This window comes from Aquimarina algiphila, assembly GCF_007489275.1.
GTDB classification, from domain to species: domain Bacteria; phylum Bacteroidota; class Bacteroidia; order Flavobacteriales; family Flavobacteriaceae; genus Aquimarina; species Aquimarina algiphila.
The window spans coordinates 1-15,646 of the sequence record NZ_VLNR01000041.1 but is presented as its reverse complement, the minus strand read 5'-3'; the positions used below and the strand labels follow the sequence as shown (position 1 = coordinate 15,646).

Genomic DNA, 15,646 nt, shown 5'->3' with positions numbered 1-15,646 from the left:
ATGGACTCAAAAATAAAAACGTTACAAGAGAAAATTGCTCAGGCAAAATTAGGTGGTGGTGAGCAACGTATTGAAAAACAACATCAAAAGAAAAAATTAACCGCTCGCGAACGGGTCGAATATCTTCTTGATGAAGGTTCTTTCGAAGAAATTGGTATTTTGGTAACACACCGTACTACAGATTTTGGTATGGAAAAAGAAATTTATTATGGAGATGGTGTTGTTACTGGATACGGGACGGTAAACGGACGCTTAATCTATATTTTTGCACAGGATTTTACTGTTTTTGGAGGTGCATTATCAGAAACACATGCCGAGAAAATTTGTAAAGTAATGGATATGGCCGTAAAAACAGGAGCCCCTATTATCGGACTTAATGATTCTGGTGGGGCTCGAATTCAAGAAGGAGTACGATCTCTGGGAGGTTATGCCGATATCTTTTTCAAAAATGTACAGGCATCTGGAGTGATTCCACAAATTTCTGCTATTATGGGACCTTGTGCCGGAGGAGCCGTATACTCTCCAGCTATGACCGATTTTACAATGATGGTTGAAGATACAAGTTATATGTTTGTCACTGGTCCAAACGTAGTAAAGACAGTTACTAATGAAGAAGTTACCTCAGAAGAATTAGGAGGAGCCAGTACACATTCTACAAAATCAGGAGTTGCTCATATTACTTCTGCTAATGACATAGAATGCCTCGAAGATCTTAAGAAACTGTTGAGTTATCTCCCACAAAGTAATAAAGAACAACCCAAAAAACTAGCCTATACGCTAACCGATGAAGTAAGAGACAATCTCTCTACTATTGTACCTGATAATCCTAATAAACCTTATGATATGCATGAGGTTATTGAAGGGCTTATTGATGCCGATTCTTTTTATGAAATCCATAAAGACTATGCTGAAAATATCATTGTAGGGTTTGCCAGAATTGGAGGAAGAAGTATTGGTGTTGTAGCGAATCAACCTTTATTTTTGGCTGGAGTTCTAGATGTAAACAGCTCTAAAAAAGCAGCACGTTTTACCAGGTTTTGCGATTGCTTTAATATTCCGTTATTGGTTTTGGTCGATGTTCCAGGATTCTTACCGGGAACCGATCAAGAATGGAACGGTATCATTGTGCATGGAGCAAAGTTATTATACGCATTAAGTGAAGCCACTGTACCTAAAGTAACGGTAATCACACGTAAAGCTTATGGTGGAGCATATGATGTAATGAACTCAAAGCATATAGGTGCAGATCTTAACTTTGCCTGGCCATCGGCAGAAATTGCCGTGATGGGTGCAAAAGGTGCTAGTGAGATTATCTTTAGAAGAGAGATTGGTGCAGCAGATGATCCTGTGGCCAAACTTGCCGAAAAAGAAGCTGAATATGCCGATAAATTTGCAAATCCTTATCGCGCCGCACAACGTGGTTTTATCGATGAAGTAATTCTTCCAAAAGACACTCGTCGAAAACTGATCAAAGGATTTAGCATGCTCGAAAATAAAACAGTTGTTCGTCCCGATCGCAAACACGGCAATATCCCTTTGTAATTTGTGATTATATATAACAGTATTAAAAGTAGAGTCGAAAAATTCAGATATTAACTGTGTTATCGACTCTATTTTTTAAATCCAAAATTATAACAAAAGAATAGTATGTATCAAATACATTATTTAGTATTTTAGATTCTTATTTTTAACTGAAAAGTCATTTTATTCATGAAACATATATGTACTCTTTTTTTGATGTTTTTTGTATGCTATACATATAGCCAACAAACTATAACCTATAAAGCTACCGATGGAATCAACATTACTGCTGATTTCTATAAAGCAAACGGTAGTGATCAATTTATTATTCTTTTTCACCAGGCAGGTTGGAGTCGTGGAGAATATAAAGAAATTGCTCCAAAACTTAATGCACTAGACTATAACTGTCTAGCAGTAGATCAACGATCCGGTGGGGCTGTTAACGGAGTACAAAATGAAACTAATGCTATGGCCAAAAAGAAAGGTAAAAAAACAGAGTTTGTTGATGCCTTTCAAGATTTAGAAGCTTCAATAGCTTATGTTAAAGAAACATATCATCCTAAAAAACTTGTGATTTGGGGTAGCTCATACTCTTCTTCATTAGTGCTTAAATATGTAGGTGAATATCCAGATGGAATTAATGGTGTACTTTCATTTTCTCCAGGAGAATATTTTGAAGATAAAAAATTTATTACTAAAAGTGCCAGCCATATAAAAATACCTGTATTTATTACCTCTGCTCAAAATGAAAAAAAGAGTTGGTCAACTATTTATGATGCAATACCATCTACCAAAAAACATTTTTTTCTTCCAAAAACAAAAGGAAATCATGGATCTAGAGCACTTTGGGCGAAGTTTTCTGATCATGATGAGTATTGGCAGGCTGTAAAATCATTTTTAGAGACTATATAATTATTCTACAATCCAATTCTCAAGGGTATGAATGATTTTATAACCGCTTTAAAGAATGACAAAAGGAAACGTAAAAGACTTGTGTTTATGCTTCTGTTTGTTGTATTTCTTTTTGGTATACCTATATATACAAATGCTTTTATATATTTTGATAATAAGGCAATGTATGAAAATCCAGAGTCTGGACAATATTATGTATTTAAACACTTCAACTATACAAAATATGGTGTGCCTAAAAACAAGATCAGCTTATACCCGCCTGCTTTGGAAATATTAAAGGTTAATAAAGTATCCAAAGATGCTATTACTTTCTTGATCCCGGAATATATTTTTCCTTTTACAGGGAAAATTAATTCAAGCCATATTAGAGAAGTCAAAAGACTCGAACAAGAGAATGGGATGTTTTCTTCTTCTAGCACGATAGTAGTACCAACAAAAGATATCAAAAAATACTGGGATAATCATTCTTTTTTTTATGATAACGAAAACGAAAAAAATAAAAACATTATAAAATTAGTTGGTATATACTAGCTAGAGGTGTTTTATCACACTTATCTACATTATTCGGCACTAACTTCTTTTCTACCGCTAATTCCCGTAGCACAGCCTCCAAAATAACTATGAAATGTAACATCTAAACCTTCTGATTTAAATATTTCGGCAACTGATAATGAGTTTTCGTACACTTCGGTGTACTTCCAAAGCATTTTATATTCTCTCGGATTACCTATAAGTAATCTACCGCAAATAGGTACAATATATTTTAAATGTAATTTGTATAACCCCCTCAAGAATAAACTTTTTGGTTGAGAAACCTCTATAAATGAAAACTCTCCTCCTGCCTTTAAAATCCGTTTTGTTTCCTCTGCAAGTTTTACGATTTGTTCTTCGCTAAATGTTTTAAGCCCGAAAGCAGAAAGTACCACATCAAAATGATCTGACGGGAGGTTATTCTGCAAGGCGTTCTGGTTTGTTATATTAACACTATCATTAAATTGAGAGGAATTTTTCTTATGTGCCTGGCGTAACATACCTTCAGAAAAATCTAACGCCGTAAAGTTTCCATTAGGAAAATGTCTTTTTACGGGATGCCATGTTTCTCCCATACCTGTCATTAAATCAATAACTTCGAGTTCCTGATCAGAAGGTTTGATAGGATCAAGAAATTGCTTTCTCCATCGTAGTGAAAACCCAAAAGAAGTAATATAATTTACTCTTTCATATGAACCACTCATTTTATTGAATAGCGTTTTTATATATTCTGGATCATATTGGTTATTCATTATATTTAGCAATCTTTTAATGTAAACATTATCTTATTTCATTTTTGAAAGAGGTTTCAAAATTATGTAATAATGTTAAAGCAAATGTAAATAGCTTAAATGAATATTTTCTCCCTTTTTTCAGTGAAATTATTTTTCTTAATAGTGAATTGAATTCTATTCCACTTGTTTTTTTGCTTAATAGCCACTAAGGCTTTGTGTATAAAAAGTTGTTAAGGTATAGACCTAAGTTAATAAAAGAAAAGGAAACAGAGGGAAATCCATAGAGTTTTCCAGGTATGCATAGAAGGAGGAATTCGCTATACACATCTTGATTTTTATTTTCAATAATTATTCTGGAAGAATTCCTTATACATTGTACGACTTAATGATACTATTTCACCACTTATTAGTTTTAAACTATATTTTCCCCCATCATGTTTAATAACTTTACTGATTTTAAATTTTTCAACAATATATGAACGATGAACTTTAACAAAACTATCTGGAAGTTTTTTTGTTAGCTTTTCTAAATTTTTGTCGTGTAAAAAACAACGTTTATTGATAGTATATATTTCATTATTCAATGTACTTCCCGAAAAGGTAATATCAACAGGAGCTACGTTATCTGCCAAAATAGTTTCAATACCATTTTCATTTAATAAAACTTCTAGTTCTTTTGCCTGTTCTAAAGTTGGAAATTTTCTAAATATTGAATACTCTTCATCCATAATAAAAGATATTACCAATTATATATGAGTTCGAAGGTAATTATATTCTTTAAAATTACTAAGCTTTAATTATTCGATATTGTACTCTGAGTGGATCTAGCTACCGATCATTTTACGTATTACAACCCTAACTTTGCTATTAATGTTTTCTTAAGCAGATATTATAAGGAACAATCCCTTGATATAACTCATCCCGGCAGTATTTTGGTGCTTCCCGGCATAGTAATGACCTCTCCCTGCAGCTATATGACTCTCCCCGGCAATAGATTGATAGCTCCCGGCACCATAGTAATGACCTCTCCCAGCAACCATATGACTCCCCCCGGTAATAGATTAATAGTTCCCGGTGGCTAGGAAACTAGCTTTGGGTACCGGGATTCACTTTTTATATGCTGGAAAAGAATATTAGCTGCAGAGATGTGTAATATATTGCAAGGAAAACTTCTAGTCTTCGTAGGTATAACTATTATCTAAACCCTAGTTCGATACATCAATTTAAATCAAAAGTTATAACTGCTTATAATGTACTAAATGAAATATCTACAGGATCACTCGAACCTCCATCTGAAAGCGCCTCTACCGTCACATTATAAAAAGTATTAGGGGTAAGGTTTTCGAAGGTATATGATGTTTCGAAATAAGTATACATGTTTGTCACTGGATTACCATCTAGATACACATTGTAATATATAGTTCCCCCATTAGGAGTATAGGATGGCAACCAATTTATAGTGGCGGTTGTGCCTGTTATATTTTCTACTGATAGGTTTTCTACGGGGTAAGGTGGTGGTGGATCTATTCTGAAATTTAACTTTTCAATGGCTATACTTCCATCTGAAAAAACCGCTTCTACTTCAATATCATAATTCCCATAAGATTCAAAAGTAAATTGTCCGAACTCATCTACGGGGACAATGTTATTAAGCATGTTTGTTGTACCAGGTAAGTTTGCTTCTTTTAACTCAAGGCCTTCATAAACATTATATATAAAACCCTGACCATCTGGAGCAATTGGAGGAACCCATTCAATCACACCTCCTCCTACATGAGATAGTGGAAAAGATATGTTAGGGTTGTCTACGGGACTTGCTGCCGTTGTAAACTCTTTTTGTATAAATTGATTTACTTGATAAACATTCCCTGCTGTTGCTTGAATTGTAATTACGTATCTCGTAGAGGGTCTTAAATCATTCGCCTTGAAAAATGTTTCTGTACTACTGTCCGATGCTATTATTCCTAAAAGTTTGTACGATACTTCTGAATTATCTGATGCAACAGATGAGGTCCAGTTAATTCTTGCACTATTAGAAGTAATATCATCAATACTCATTGTGAAATCAGAAAGTGTGATAGTCTCAGGGGTTATAAAAGAGAAATGACCAGTCTTAGTAGTAGTAGTAGTAGTAGTAGTATTTTTTGCGACTACTTTACCAGAATACGAAGTATTGGGTTTTAAATCACGTAATTGAATATTTAAAAGTTGACGAGCATCAGTGTTGTTTTCTAAAACTTTCTCATCTCCTAAATAAACATCATATAGAATTTCTGCATCATTGTCAAAGTTTGGTCTTTTCCATAGTGCACGTGCAAAATCATCTCGTACAAACTCAATATCGACCGTAAAATCTGAAGGCTCAGTACTCAAATTATTGCTTTCTTTTGTCTTAAAAGAAAAACCAATATTTTTGGTTTTCTCATTAGAACTTATGGCGATAATTTCACCTGTATATTCGGTATTGCTATTTAATAAGGGTAATAAAAATCTTGTTGAAGTACTGTTTTCTGACACTTTATCACCTTCTAAATATACATCATACCTGATCTCTGAATTATCAGTTATTGTAGCCGCTTCCCATTGCAGTGTAGCACTTACTAATGTTATATTGGTTACTTCAATCAAAAAATCACTTGGCTCTGGAGCATTAGCATTTTTATATTTTTTAGTTTTAGCAGAAAAAGGTATTTTATCTAATCTTACTTTACTTGTTTTACTTTTTGATTTTTCGCTGCTACTATTTGCTATAATTTCTCCTGTATAATCAGTATCACTTTCTAATCCTGTTAAGGTAAAATCTGTATCTTCATTATCCTCTTTAATTTTTACTCCTTCCAGATAGATATCATATGTAACCTTGGCATTATTATCAGCTTTAACTGCTTCCCAATTCAAAGCTATAATAGTATGAGATATATTCTCTGGAGCAATAGGTAAATTATTTAATTCTTGTTCAAGTTCTAATGGTTCATTTATAGTTTCATCATCTTTAGAACAACTTATTACTAATGCTAGAAAAAAAAATGATAGAAAAAGATGTATTTGTTTCATAGTGAATAGGTTTAAAGGTTTAATTTGATATTAGGGATATTCATTTGGTTATCACTATTTCAATAAGAATTAGTTTTTTTTAGTAATACTCAAAATTATCAAGTTAACATGACGTTGACTTCCCTACTTTTGGCGAAAATCACTACCCTATTTATCGGGTAATGAAACCTAATTTAACCTATTAATGAGTTGAAACCGGGTGCTCAATAGCTAGTATATGTTCCTATGTATTAATATATAATTGAAGATATAAGAATTGCAGAAATACTGATAATTCTGTTTAACATAGAATACGTTAAACCTAAATCTAAAGGAATACAACTTGTAAAAAACAGAGGTAAGCTAACATAAGTATATCAAGTTAATCCAGATTCTATAGCATATCTTGTAAGCCCTGCGATGTTACGCACTCCCAATTTACCTAGTAATGTTTTGCGATAGCTTTCTATAGTATATTTGCTTAGCATAAGTATATCAGCAATCTCCTGAGAAGTATGTTCTTTGGCAATAAGTTTTAGGACTTCTTTTTCGCGCGGAGTAAGCATCACTTGTTTTTCTTTTATTTTATTACTGTTGAACAAGAAATCTTGATATATATTTTTGATGGTATCAGAAAAAAAACTCGAACCATTTAGAATTGTGTCTATAGCAGTTAGTAGTTCTTCTTTCTTAGCGTTTTTTGGTATATACCCATCTACATGATCATTTATAAGTGTTCCTATCTTGGAGACATCTGCATGCATACTAACGATTAAGGTTTTTACCTCGGGATGCTTTTCTTTTATAAGTTTATTTAGGGTAATACCATCCATAGAAGGCATACTCAAATCACTAATCACCAGATCAACCGATTTAGGAGGATTGATATCTAGGTATTTAATAATATTTTCTCCATTTTTTGCAGTAAATAAGATTGTATACTTTTCATGTTCATTGAAAATACTAAGTAAACCATCTAAGAACATACTATGATCATCTGCAATAATCAAGTTATATTTCATCGTGTGTATTATTTAATGTTGGTATAACTATAGGAATATCAATATTTACTATAGTTCCTCTTTTTGGTGTAGAATCGATATGCATCTCTCCTGCCAATTTCTTTAGTCTATTTTTTATATTGGTTAATCCAATACCAAATCTGTTTTTTGAAACTACAAACCCCACCCCATCATCTTCAAACAACAACTTAATTGCATCTTCGAAGTGGTTAAGTTGAATCGTAATTTTATCTGCATTGGCATGTTTAATCGTATTAGTAAGTAATTCCTGTATAATTTTAAAAATTTCTACCTGTAGATTTTCATTTATCATATTTAATTCTTCAACAGGATATAAGTCACAAATTATATGATGATTCCTGGTACTATTGAGATTCTCTACATATTCCTCAATAAGATTAGTAAATGGGTTCTGAACAAACTTTTTTGGAATTAAGTTATGAGACATATCTCTTGCCAGTTCATAAGTCTCATCTATTTGATTTACAATTTTATCATAATTAAAAGTGCCTTCGTTAAAATTTGCAAGTTGTAACTTTATACTAGATAAATTCCCTCCAATACTATCATGAAGTTCTTGTGCAATACGTTCACGTTCTTTATGCTCTCCTGTTATAGAAGCTTTGATCAGTTTTAATTCTTGATTTTTGATTAGAGAAGTTACTTTTTGTTGATTTATCTCTTCTTGCTTATCACGTAGTTTATGTTGTGCTCTTAGTTTTTGGAAGTATACATATAGTAAAACAATGATGGGGATCAAAATGATGATAAATGCGATTAAGATTGTTTTCTTTACAGCACGTTGCCGGGCTATTTCATTTTCTTTAAGCGATTGTTCTTTTCTAAGCGATAATATCTCATTTTCTTTAACCAACTGTTCTTTTCTAAGGGATAATATTTCATTTTCCTTGAGCAATTGTGTCTGTTTTAGCGATAGTACTTCATTTTTTAATGTTTCTAACACATCACCCTCATTAATAATCGGATTGTAGGTTCCCTTTCCTAGTTTAGCAAGATCTGTAAGTGTATTGGTTCCTGGTTGTTTTTTTGTGGTGTAGTGTAGTGTTGATAGATAAACTCCTTTATCTGCTTGTTTCTGGATTTCGTTTTTAAACTCAGTACTCGCTTCAAAATCCCCGTCAGATAAAATAACAATCCTATTGCTCCCTTTTTCAATAAAACTATCTAAACTCTCCTTATAAGCAAGCATTAACCCTGATTTTGCACTTGTTTTTTTATTAGTATTTGTAGTAAACGTTAACCCAGAAATTATCTGTCTTAGTGTTTTTTTATCATAATCTGTACCTGTTTTTATTATTTTATTTACTGCTATAGCGGTATAGGTAACTATGGTGAGTTGATCTTCTGGTTGTAATGTTTCAATGAGACCAATTACAGTACTTTTTAGCTTATCTAACTTTCTTTTTTCTTTTTTTGATGTAGATAAATCTATAAGCACCACTAGGTTATTAGTGACTTCTTTTTTTGGTGTAGTCCCTTTTTGTTTGGTTACAAGATCTTCTCTACTGGTTATCTTGGTTGGAAGATTTTCTCTACTGGTTACCTTTTTTCCATTAATAAAGACATTTCCTTTAATATGCAAACCATCTTCATCCCATCGCATTACAGCAGCATATTCTTCTTCTGGTATAGCCGTTGGAAAACATACTCTAAAAGGCGTTAATTCTTTAACAATGTGCAACATAGGGACCTTAGGATTAAAATCATTATATTTTCTTAATAAAATGCTATTAAACCTATCTATCATTCTTATCTCATACCCTAATCCTTTATACCCCTCACAATCAATACCTCCCATTTTTGTTATTGGTTCATGTTTTTCTTTAAGATAATTTATTGATTGATTAATAATATCATCACTCCAACTTTTTATATTGTTGCAGCGAAGTTTTACACCAAGATGATGCTCTTCAAAAAAAACTTCTAATTCCTCATATTGCTTATCTTTAAATGTATTATGAGTTCTTATACTTTTTTTATAGATGTTTATAAACTTTTGAAGCTGTTTCTTATCTTTTTTACGTACTGAATGAATCATACCTTGAGCTGAGGATATAATATCTTTAGTTAGTTGTAAAACTATTGGCAATTCTTCTTCTCCGAATATTTTTTGTGTTGTTTGTCTAAATTGGTAATTTATTAGAATCAGCTCTTTGTACTTTAATTCGTATTTTGTTAGTAAGCCATAGGAGTTTTCGAATGTTAAAGACTCAAAAAACAACATTTTATTATTTGATAATTTAACTAATTGGTTTTCTAAATCTTTTAATTCATTAAACTTACTCTGATATGTATTGATTACTTCTTTTAATTTCCTACTAACTTCTGAAGGGTTCTTTTTTCTAAATTCACCTAATTGTATAAATTCTTGTTGTAGTTTTCCTGGAGACCAATCCCATTTTTCATATCTATTTATTATTGGTAAAGGTTCATGAGCATTTTTTATTTCAATCAGATCATCATTATCTATATGTCCGTCAATATGATTATCTGCGTTTGTCTTAATATACCCATTCAATTCATCTAACTCTTCAATTACTTCTAAAAGGTATTCATTACAATGAATCACATAATCAATATGCTGATTAATGAGTTTTCTATCCTCATCGGTGGGTTTTACCTGACTAAAGCAAACATTGCAAAGAATAAAAAGTACATATATTATCTTCTTAGTCATATTCTTGATATCCGATTTTTTAATAGAGGAAATATTGTCATAAAATTACAACAAAAAAATTCTGTCTAATACCCTATAAATAGGGTGAGATTTATAATAGCCATTATATTTTATTTTGTATTACTATTTCTTCAAAAAAAATAATGTATCCTGCATGGATAATGGGTTAATGTATAGTATCAACTCTCAAACACTAAAACCCAAATATTTCCTTTGTCATCACTCGCTTTTTTTTAGTTTTGCATCTTTAAAGAAAATGATATGATTTCTGTAGATAATATCGCTGTAGAGTTTAGTGGTGCAACCTTGTTTAACAATGTTTCTTTTGTCATCAATGAAAATGATAAGATTGCTCTCATGGGTAAAAATGGTGCTGGTAAATCTACTATGATGAAGATCATTGCCGGAGTACAAAATGCTACCAAAGGGAATATACGATATCCAAAAGAAGCTGTTATTGCCTATCTACCTCAACATCTTTTAACCGATGACAACTGTACTGTATTCGAAGAAGCGTCTAAAGCTTTTGGACATATCGCTGCGATGCAACAAGAGATGGATCAACTTAATACTGCACTCGAGACTCGAACCGATTATGAATCAGAAGAGTATATGAATATTATCCAAAAGGTAACTGACCTAGGCGAAAAATTCTATGCTATAGAAGAAGTAAATTATGACGCAGAAATCGAAAAAGCCCTACAAGGTTTAGGGTTTAAAAGAGAAGATTTTACAAGACCCACCAGCGAGTTTAGTGGTGGTTGGCGTATGCGCATCGAACTTGCTAAAATCTTATTGCAAAAACCAGATTTAATCCTCCTTGACGAACCTACTAATCATGTTGATATTGAATCTGTAATCTGGCTTGAAGATTTCTTGATTAATAAAGCAAAAGCAGTGATTGTAATTTCACATGATAAGGCTTTTATAGATAATATCACTAATCGTACGATCGAAGTTACTATGGGTAGGATCTATGATTACAAGGCCAACTACTCGCACTATCTTCAATTACGAGAAGATCGACGAGCACATCAAATTAAAGCGTATCAGGAACAACAAAAATTTATTGCAGACACTAAAGATTTTATAGAACGATTTAAAGGCACTTACTCTAAAACTAATCAAGTCAATTCGCGAGAGCGCATGCTTGAAAAATTGCAAATTATAGAGATTGATGAAATCGACAATTCTGCTTTAAAATTACGTTTCCCTCCTTCAATGAGATCAGGAGATTATCCTGTTCTGGCAAAAGGTTTATCAAAAAGCTACGGAGAACATATTGTATTTAAAGATGCAGACCTATCAATATCCAGAGGAGAAAAAGTGTCTTTTGTAGGTCGTAATGGTGAAGGAAAATCAACTATGATCAAAGCCATAATGGGTGAAATAGATTTTGAAGGAGAATGTACATTAGGTCATAATGCTAAAGTTGGATATTTTGCACAAAATCAAGCTTCACTGCTAGATCCTGGTCTTACTGTTTTTCAAACAGTAGATGAAGTGGCTAAAGGAGATATCAGAACACAAATTAAAAATATATTGGGGCAGTTTATGTTTAGTGGAGATGATATTGATAAAAAAGTATCGGTACTTTCTGGTGGAGAAAAGACTCGACTGGCTATGGTAAAACTTTTACTGGAACCTGTAAATGTCCTTATACTTGATGAACCAACCAACCATTTGGATATTAGATCAAAAGATGTATTAAAAGAAGCTCTTTTAGCATTTGATGGCACACTAATATTAGTTTCTCACGATCGTGATTTCTTACAAGGATTATCCCAAAAAGTATTTGAATTTAAAGACAAAAGAGTAATCGAACATTTTGAAACTATAGATGAATTCTTAATCAGAAATAGAATCGAAAACTTAAAACAAATTGATTTAAAATCATAAAACGCCATTACACTTGTAGTGAAGTAATCTGTTAGCAATGAAAAAAATTATCTTCTTACTGTAGTAATGACGTTTTGATTCTAGTTGGCTAATTTTAAAACATCTTGACACCACTTTTTAAAATTGTGACATTCAAAATAACGCTAAAAGCCTAAATCTCAATATTGTATGGGACAAAAATTTCATCATTAACCTCATAAAGAAGTTATGATTTATTATCGCTAACTTTTCGACAAAATGTGTTTGATCTAGTCTCTATGTATCACTTTGAGTGTTTTTTTATGTTTTAACTCATAAAATATATCAAGATGTTTTATTCATTTTTAATTCTATAAATTAGATTGTGATTTCTTTCGTAATACTTCTATAAAATCTGTTTTTACCCAATAAATATCTCCATCTTTTCCAAAGAAAAAATATTTACCATCCGGAGAAACGTAAGGCCCATAACCAGTTATAGGGTTTTTAGTAAAATAGCTTTGGTTTAATTTAAGGGGCAAGGACCATTTTCCTTGATCATTTTTAAAACTTATATGAAATGGATTTGACCAATGTAAAGGTTTAAAAATGATATAGTCATCATTTGGTGAAATAAAAAACTCTGCACAAGGGTTAATTCTATACGGAAGTAATTTTGGTTTTGAGTACTTTCCATTTTTAAACTTTGAAGAATATGCATTGTAAAGATGCCTATCGTAAAAATAAAAAGTATTGTTTTTAGTAAGCTGAGCTAAACCAAAACCTTTTTTAGCTTTTATATTTGGAATTATTGAATCAACTTCAGACCAAGTATTATTTTCTTTTTCTGAAAAGACGATACGAGCAATCGCTCCATTATCTATAGGTTGTTCCATAAATATTTTTTTTCCATCTGCACTAAATAAAGGATAACCTATAATTTTGTTATCAGTGAATTTGGCAATTTTAGGAGTAGACCATTTTCCATTTTCAAATATGGAGTGCATCAATTTTGGTTTAAAGTAATTGTTTCCTCCATCAGGATGTCTCCCAAAAAAACATTCTTTCCCATCTGGAGAAAAAGTAATTTTTTCTTCCCATCGATTTTTTAATGAAATTATGCCTTCTGCAAAAAGAACTGCCGCATCTGCAGGAGGTGGTTCGCTATCAAAATAATTAATTTGGGGTTGTTGTTGGGCACATATATTGTAGCTGAAAAACATAAAACAACAAATGATAAGAATACAAGATGCTTTTTTTTTCATGACCATGTGAAATGTGATGATTGATATACAAAAATAAAATCTTATACTCTATTTATCAACCACTTACATCCAAAATCGTATAACAAATCACCTAAATCTATGGACCAATATATCATATGGTCACCAAGAATAAAACAAAATAATCAGCTATAAAAATGCTACTTTAAAGCGTAATACCGTTTTTAATTTTTCTGCGGCAACTCTTCTAAAATCTGTTAAGTAAATTTCTCGATGTACTTTAGAAAGTCTTGTAAGACCTTTCTTTTGAGCAAAAGTCTCCATGATTCTAAAGCTTTTATGTTCATTATCATAACTGCCCAAATGCATCATTTGTATACATTTTCCTTCTTTTATACACTCAAACTTTACTTGTTCTAATAATGGATGGGGCTTTTTGCTTTTTGTTTGTGTCATCATTTTTTGTACAAATTCTTCCTCAACAAAATCAGGCTGTCTAATCATCAATGTAAAAATCAAATCATTCTTATCTAATGTACCATCATAAGTTTTCTTTGCCTCCTCATTAATATCCCAGACGCCTTCGAGAGGATACACTGTATAATCCACATAACCATTAGGCGTTGGTTCTTTTTTGAGATTCATTTTGATAGCGTATGACAAGGAGTATAAGGCACTAATATATCCTGGGAAAATATCACTATTGGGATTTCCTTTTCCTCTGATAGTCAAAAATTTATATTCTGGAATATTAATAATCTCTGGTTCATTTTTAGGGAGGTAGACTGTCTTTTCCTTTTTTCTCCATTCCTGTTTCATAACGAATTGTTTTATAATAAAAAATAAAGGTAAAGAGTAAGTATGACAACCCTATGTCAAGTATATAAATTTCCTTCTCGAAACTAACAATTATTTGATCATAAGATAATTTTGGTTTATCATTCCTCTATTCGTCTCATTGTATTTTTAAAGTAACTTAAAACCTAAATATTATGAGAAAAATTATTTCCTTATTCGTAATCACCTTGATGTTATCCTGTAGTGTAGAAGAAAATAGTACCATAGAAGAAAAAAACAGTTCACTTAAATCTTCGTGCCCAGGAGAACTTAATGGGGTTGTAGGTCTCTGTGGATTTGATCGACATGGCGACCCTATTGAATACAATGTTTGGCTTACTAATGTAGGTCAAATCAGTGGATTTCCTACATGGGAAATCAGCACTAGTGAAATAGAAATTGTAAGTACAAGCAGATACTCATGTAAAGTAAAACTTAGAAGGCCAGAAGGACAGGTACAGCATTATAATACTATTGGGACCGTAGATGTATCATATAATGGTAATTGTGTTAAATCAAAACCTATTAATATTACCAATTGTAGAGACTATTCATATACGGATTAATGCAACAAAATAAATCTACACTAAAAAAGGGTATTTGAACATAAAGATTCAAGTATCCTTTTTTAATACCATATCAGATATTATTGTGATCTTCTATTTTTTTCGTTTTTTAAGTTCACTACTAATCAATTTTTCTAAATCATCATACTTTATTTTTAAAGAATTGGATGTTATTGATAATGGAGAGCCATACATTTTATGATTGGCTTTCAATGCTCGTTTAGACAGCATATTTTTTCCACGTTCAATATATTTATCTGGTTGATCTGTTAGTAACATTAAAATTTTGGTCGAAGCAATTTGTACAGTCTCAATTCCTGTGATATCGTTCCACTCTATTAATCCGACACTTGTTGCATTGGTATGGTCTGTGATTCCATTTTGGTCAATTATCAAACCCATTTTATTATCAAAAAGTTTTTTAACAGCAAATCCCAAACAAAGTCCAAAAAATCCAACAGCTACAATCCCAATAATTCTAACAATTTCTGAATTACGAAAAAATCCTGACGCAAACAAACCAGGACTCATTATGAACAACACCCCTAATATTACAAATACTAATGCTCCAATTAATAATAGAAACCCGTTGTGCATTTAGTTAATATTAATTTTTAGGTTGTTTATATTTCTGTTGAATTCAAACCTATTGATATATTGAATAATGGTCATTGCTGTGATCTTTGATAAGATTCTATTTTTAAATCCCTCA

At 31.8% G+C, this 15,646-nt stretch carries 14 protein-coding genes and 1 pseudogene; 5 read left to right on the top strand and 10 right to left on the bottom strand.

Annotated elements, in window-relative coordinates:
• From FOF46_RS18195 to FOF46_RS18185, 3 genes are all read left to right on the top strand, one after another.
• Positions 1–1,542 (top strand): acyl-CoA carboxylase subunit beta, encoded by a 1,542-nt coding sequence (locus tag FOF46_RS18195; protein WP_143917443.1) that lies wholly within the window; start codon positions 1–3, stop codon positions 1,540–1,542.
• Between the two features lie 168 nt (positions 1,543–1,710).
• A complete protein-coding gene (locus FOF46_RS18190) occupies positions 1,711–2,433 on the top strand; it encodes an alpha/beta hydrolase (protein ID WP_143917442.1) in 723 nt (240 codons plus the stop codon).
• Between the two features lie 27 nt (positions 2,434–2,460).
• Entirely contained in the window at positions 2,461–2,964 is a 504-nt protein-coding gene (locus FOF46_RS18185) for a hypothetical protein (RefSeq protein ID WP_143917441.1), read from the top strand.
• Between the two features lie 29 nt (positions 2,965–2,993).
• On the opposite strand, the gene FOF46_RS18180 is transcribed toward FOF46_RS18185, so the two are convergent.
• The 6 genes from FOF46_RS18180 to FOF46_RS18160 all read right to left on the bottom strand — a co-directional run bounded on the left by FOF46_RS18180 (position 2,994) and on the right by FOF46_RS18160 (position 10,451).
• On the bottom strand, positions 2,994–3,716 hold the full coding sequence (locus tag FOF46_RS18180; protein WP_143917440.1) for a class I SAM-dependent methyltransferase: 723 nt from the start codon (positions 3,714–3,716) through the stop codon (positions 2,994–2,996).
• Positions 3,717–4,039: 323 nt separating this feature from the next.
• Entirely contained in the window at positions 4,040–4,426 is a 387-nt protein-coding gene (locus FOF46_RS18175; protein ID WP_143917439.1) for a LytTR family DNA-binding domain-containing protein, read from the bottom strand.
• 150 nt (positions 4,427–4,576) lie between these two features.
• Positions 4,577–4,738 carry a hypothetical protein gene (locus FOF46_RS31650; RefSeq protein WP_167571876.1) on the bottom strand — a complete coding sequence of 54 codons (162 nt, stop codon included), beginning with the start codon at positions 4,736–4,738 and terminating at the stop codon, positions 4,577–4,579.
• Positions 4,739–4,943: 205 nt separating this feature from the next.
• Positions 4,944–6,752, bottom strand: coding sequence for a fibronectin type III domain-containing protein (locus FOF46_RS18170; RefSeq protein WP_143917438.1), 1,809 nt, complete (start codon positions 6,750–6,752; stop codon positions 4,944–4,946).
• Between the two features lie 356 nt (positions 6,753–7,108).
• Entirely contained in the window at positions 7,109–7,753 is a 645-nt protein-coding gene (locus FOF46_RS18165; RefSeq protein ID WP_109436563.1) for a response regulator transcription factor, read from the bottom strand.
• Positions 7,743–10,451, bottom strand: coding sequence for an ATP-binding protein (locus FOF46_RS18160; RefSeq protein ID WP_143917437.1), 2,709 nt, complete (start codon positions 10,449–10,451; stop codon positions 7,743–7,745). Before FOF46_RS18160 ends, FOF46_RS18165 begins: the two co-directional genes overlap by 11 nt.
• 261 nt (positions 10,452–10,712) lie before the next feature.
• Here FOF46_RS18160 and FOF46_RS18155 point away from each other — a divergent pair, with 261 nt between their 5' ends.
• Positions 10,713–12,350 (top strand): ABC-F family ATP-binding cassette domain-containing protein, encoded by a 1,638-nt coding sequence (locus FOF46_RS18155; RefSeq protein ID WP_143917436.1) that lies wholly within the window; start codon positions 10,713–10,715, stop codon positions 12,348–12,350.
• A 329-nt stretch (positions 12,351–12,679) separates the two neighbouring features.
• Here the strand turns inward: FOF46_RS18155 and FOF46_RS18150 are convergent, their stop codons facing one another.
• Positions 12,680–13,573 carry a PD40 domain-containing protein gene (locus FOF46_RS18150; protein WP_167571874.1) on the bottom strand — a complete coding sequence of 298 codons (894 nt, stop codon included), beginning with the start codon at positions 13,571–13,573 and terminating at the stop codon, positions 12,680–12,682.
• A gap of 147 nt (positions 13,574–13,720) precedes the next feature.
• Positions 13,721–14,350: a GyrI-like domain-containing protein gene (locus tag FOF46_RS18145; protein WP_143917434.1), complete on the bottom strand. Its 630-nt coding sequence runs from the start codon at positions 14,348–14,350 to the stop codon at positions 13,721–13,723.
• Between the two features lie 173 nt (positions 14,351–14,523).
• Here FOF46_RS18145 and FOF46_RS18140 point away from each other — a divergent pair, with 173 nt between their 5' ends.
• Entirely contained in the window at positions 14,524–14,934 is a 411-nt protein-coding gene (locus FOF46_RS18140; protein WP_143917433.1) for a hypothetical protein, read from the top strand.
• A 93-nt stretch (positions 14,935–15,027) separates the two neighbouring features.
• On the opposite strand, the gene FOF46_RS18135 is transcribed toward FOF46_RS18140, so the two are convergent.
• Both FOF46_RS18135 and FOF46_RS32585 read right to left on the bottom strand, forming a co-directional pair.
• A complete protein-coding gene (locus tag FOF46_RS18135) occupies positions 15,028–15,531 on the bottom strand; it encodes an STM3941 family protein (protein ID WP_143917432.1) in 504 nt (167 codons plus the stop codon).
• Positions 15,532–15,646: pseudogene (locus tag FOF46_RS32585) on the bottom strand (IS982 family transposase); the annotation flags it as partial.

Bases quoted from the DNA above. Each gene is read 5' to 3' on its own strand.
- FOF46_RS18195 (WP_143917443.1), top strand. From the start codon at position 1: ATGGACTCAAAAATAAAAACGTTACAAGAGAAAATTGCTCAGGCAAAA.
- FOF46_RS18190 (WP_143917442.1), top strand. From the start codon at position 1,711: ATGAAACATATATGTACTCTTTTTTTGATGTTTTTTGTATGCTATACA.
- FOF46_RS18185 (WP_143917441.1), top strand. From the start codon at position 2,461: ATGAATGATTTTATAACCGCTTTAAAGAATGACAAAAGGAAACGTAAA.
- FOF46_RS18180 (WP_143917440.1), bottom strand. From the start codon at position 3,716: ATGAATAACCAATATGATCCAGAATATATAAAAACGCTATTCAATAAA.
- FOF46_RS18175 (WP_143917439.1), bottom strand. From the start codon at position 4,426: ATGGATGAAGAGTATTCAATATTTAGAAAATTTCCAACTTTAGAACAG.
- FOF46_RS31650 (WP_167571876.1), bottom strand. From the start codon at position 4,738: ATGGTTGCTGGGAGAGGTCATTACTATGGTGCCGGGAGCTATCAATCT.
- FOF46_RS18170 (WP_143917438.1), bottom strand. From the start codon at position 6,752: ATGAAACAAATACATCTTTTTCTATCATTTTTTTTTCTAGCATTAGTA.
- FOF46_RS18165 (WP_109436563.1), bottom strand. From the start codon at position 7,753: ATGAAATATAACTTGATTATTGCAGATGATCATAGTATGTTCTTAGAT.
- FOF46_RS18160 (WP_143917437.1), bottom strand. From the start codon at position 10,451: ATGACTAAGAAGATAATATATGTACTTTTTATTCTTTGCAATGTTTGC.
- FOF46_RS18155 (WP_143917436.1), top strand. From the start codon at position 10,713: ATGATTTCTGTAGATAATATCGCTGTAGAGTTTAGTGGTGCAACCTTG.
- FOF46_RS18150 (WP_167571874.1), bottom strand. From the start codon at position 13,573: ATGAAAAAAAAAGCATCTTGTATTCTTATCATTTGTTGTTTTATGTTT.
- FOF46_RS18145 (WP_143917434.1), bottom strand. From the start codon at position 14,350: ATGAAACAGGAATGGAGAAAAAAGGAAAAGACAGTCTACCTCCCTAAA.
- FOF46_RS18140 (WP_143917433.1), top strand. From the start codon at position 14,524: ATGAGAAAAATTATTTCCTTATTCGTAATCACCTTGATGTTATCCTGT.
- FOF46_RS18135 (WP_143917432.1), bottom strand. From the start codon at position 15,531: ATGCACAACGGGTTTCTATTATTAATTGGAGCATTAGTATTTGTAATA.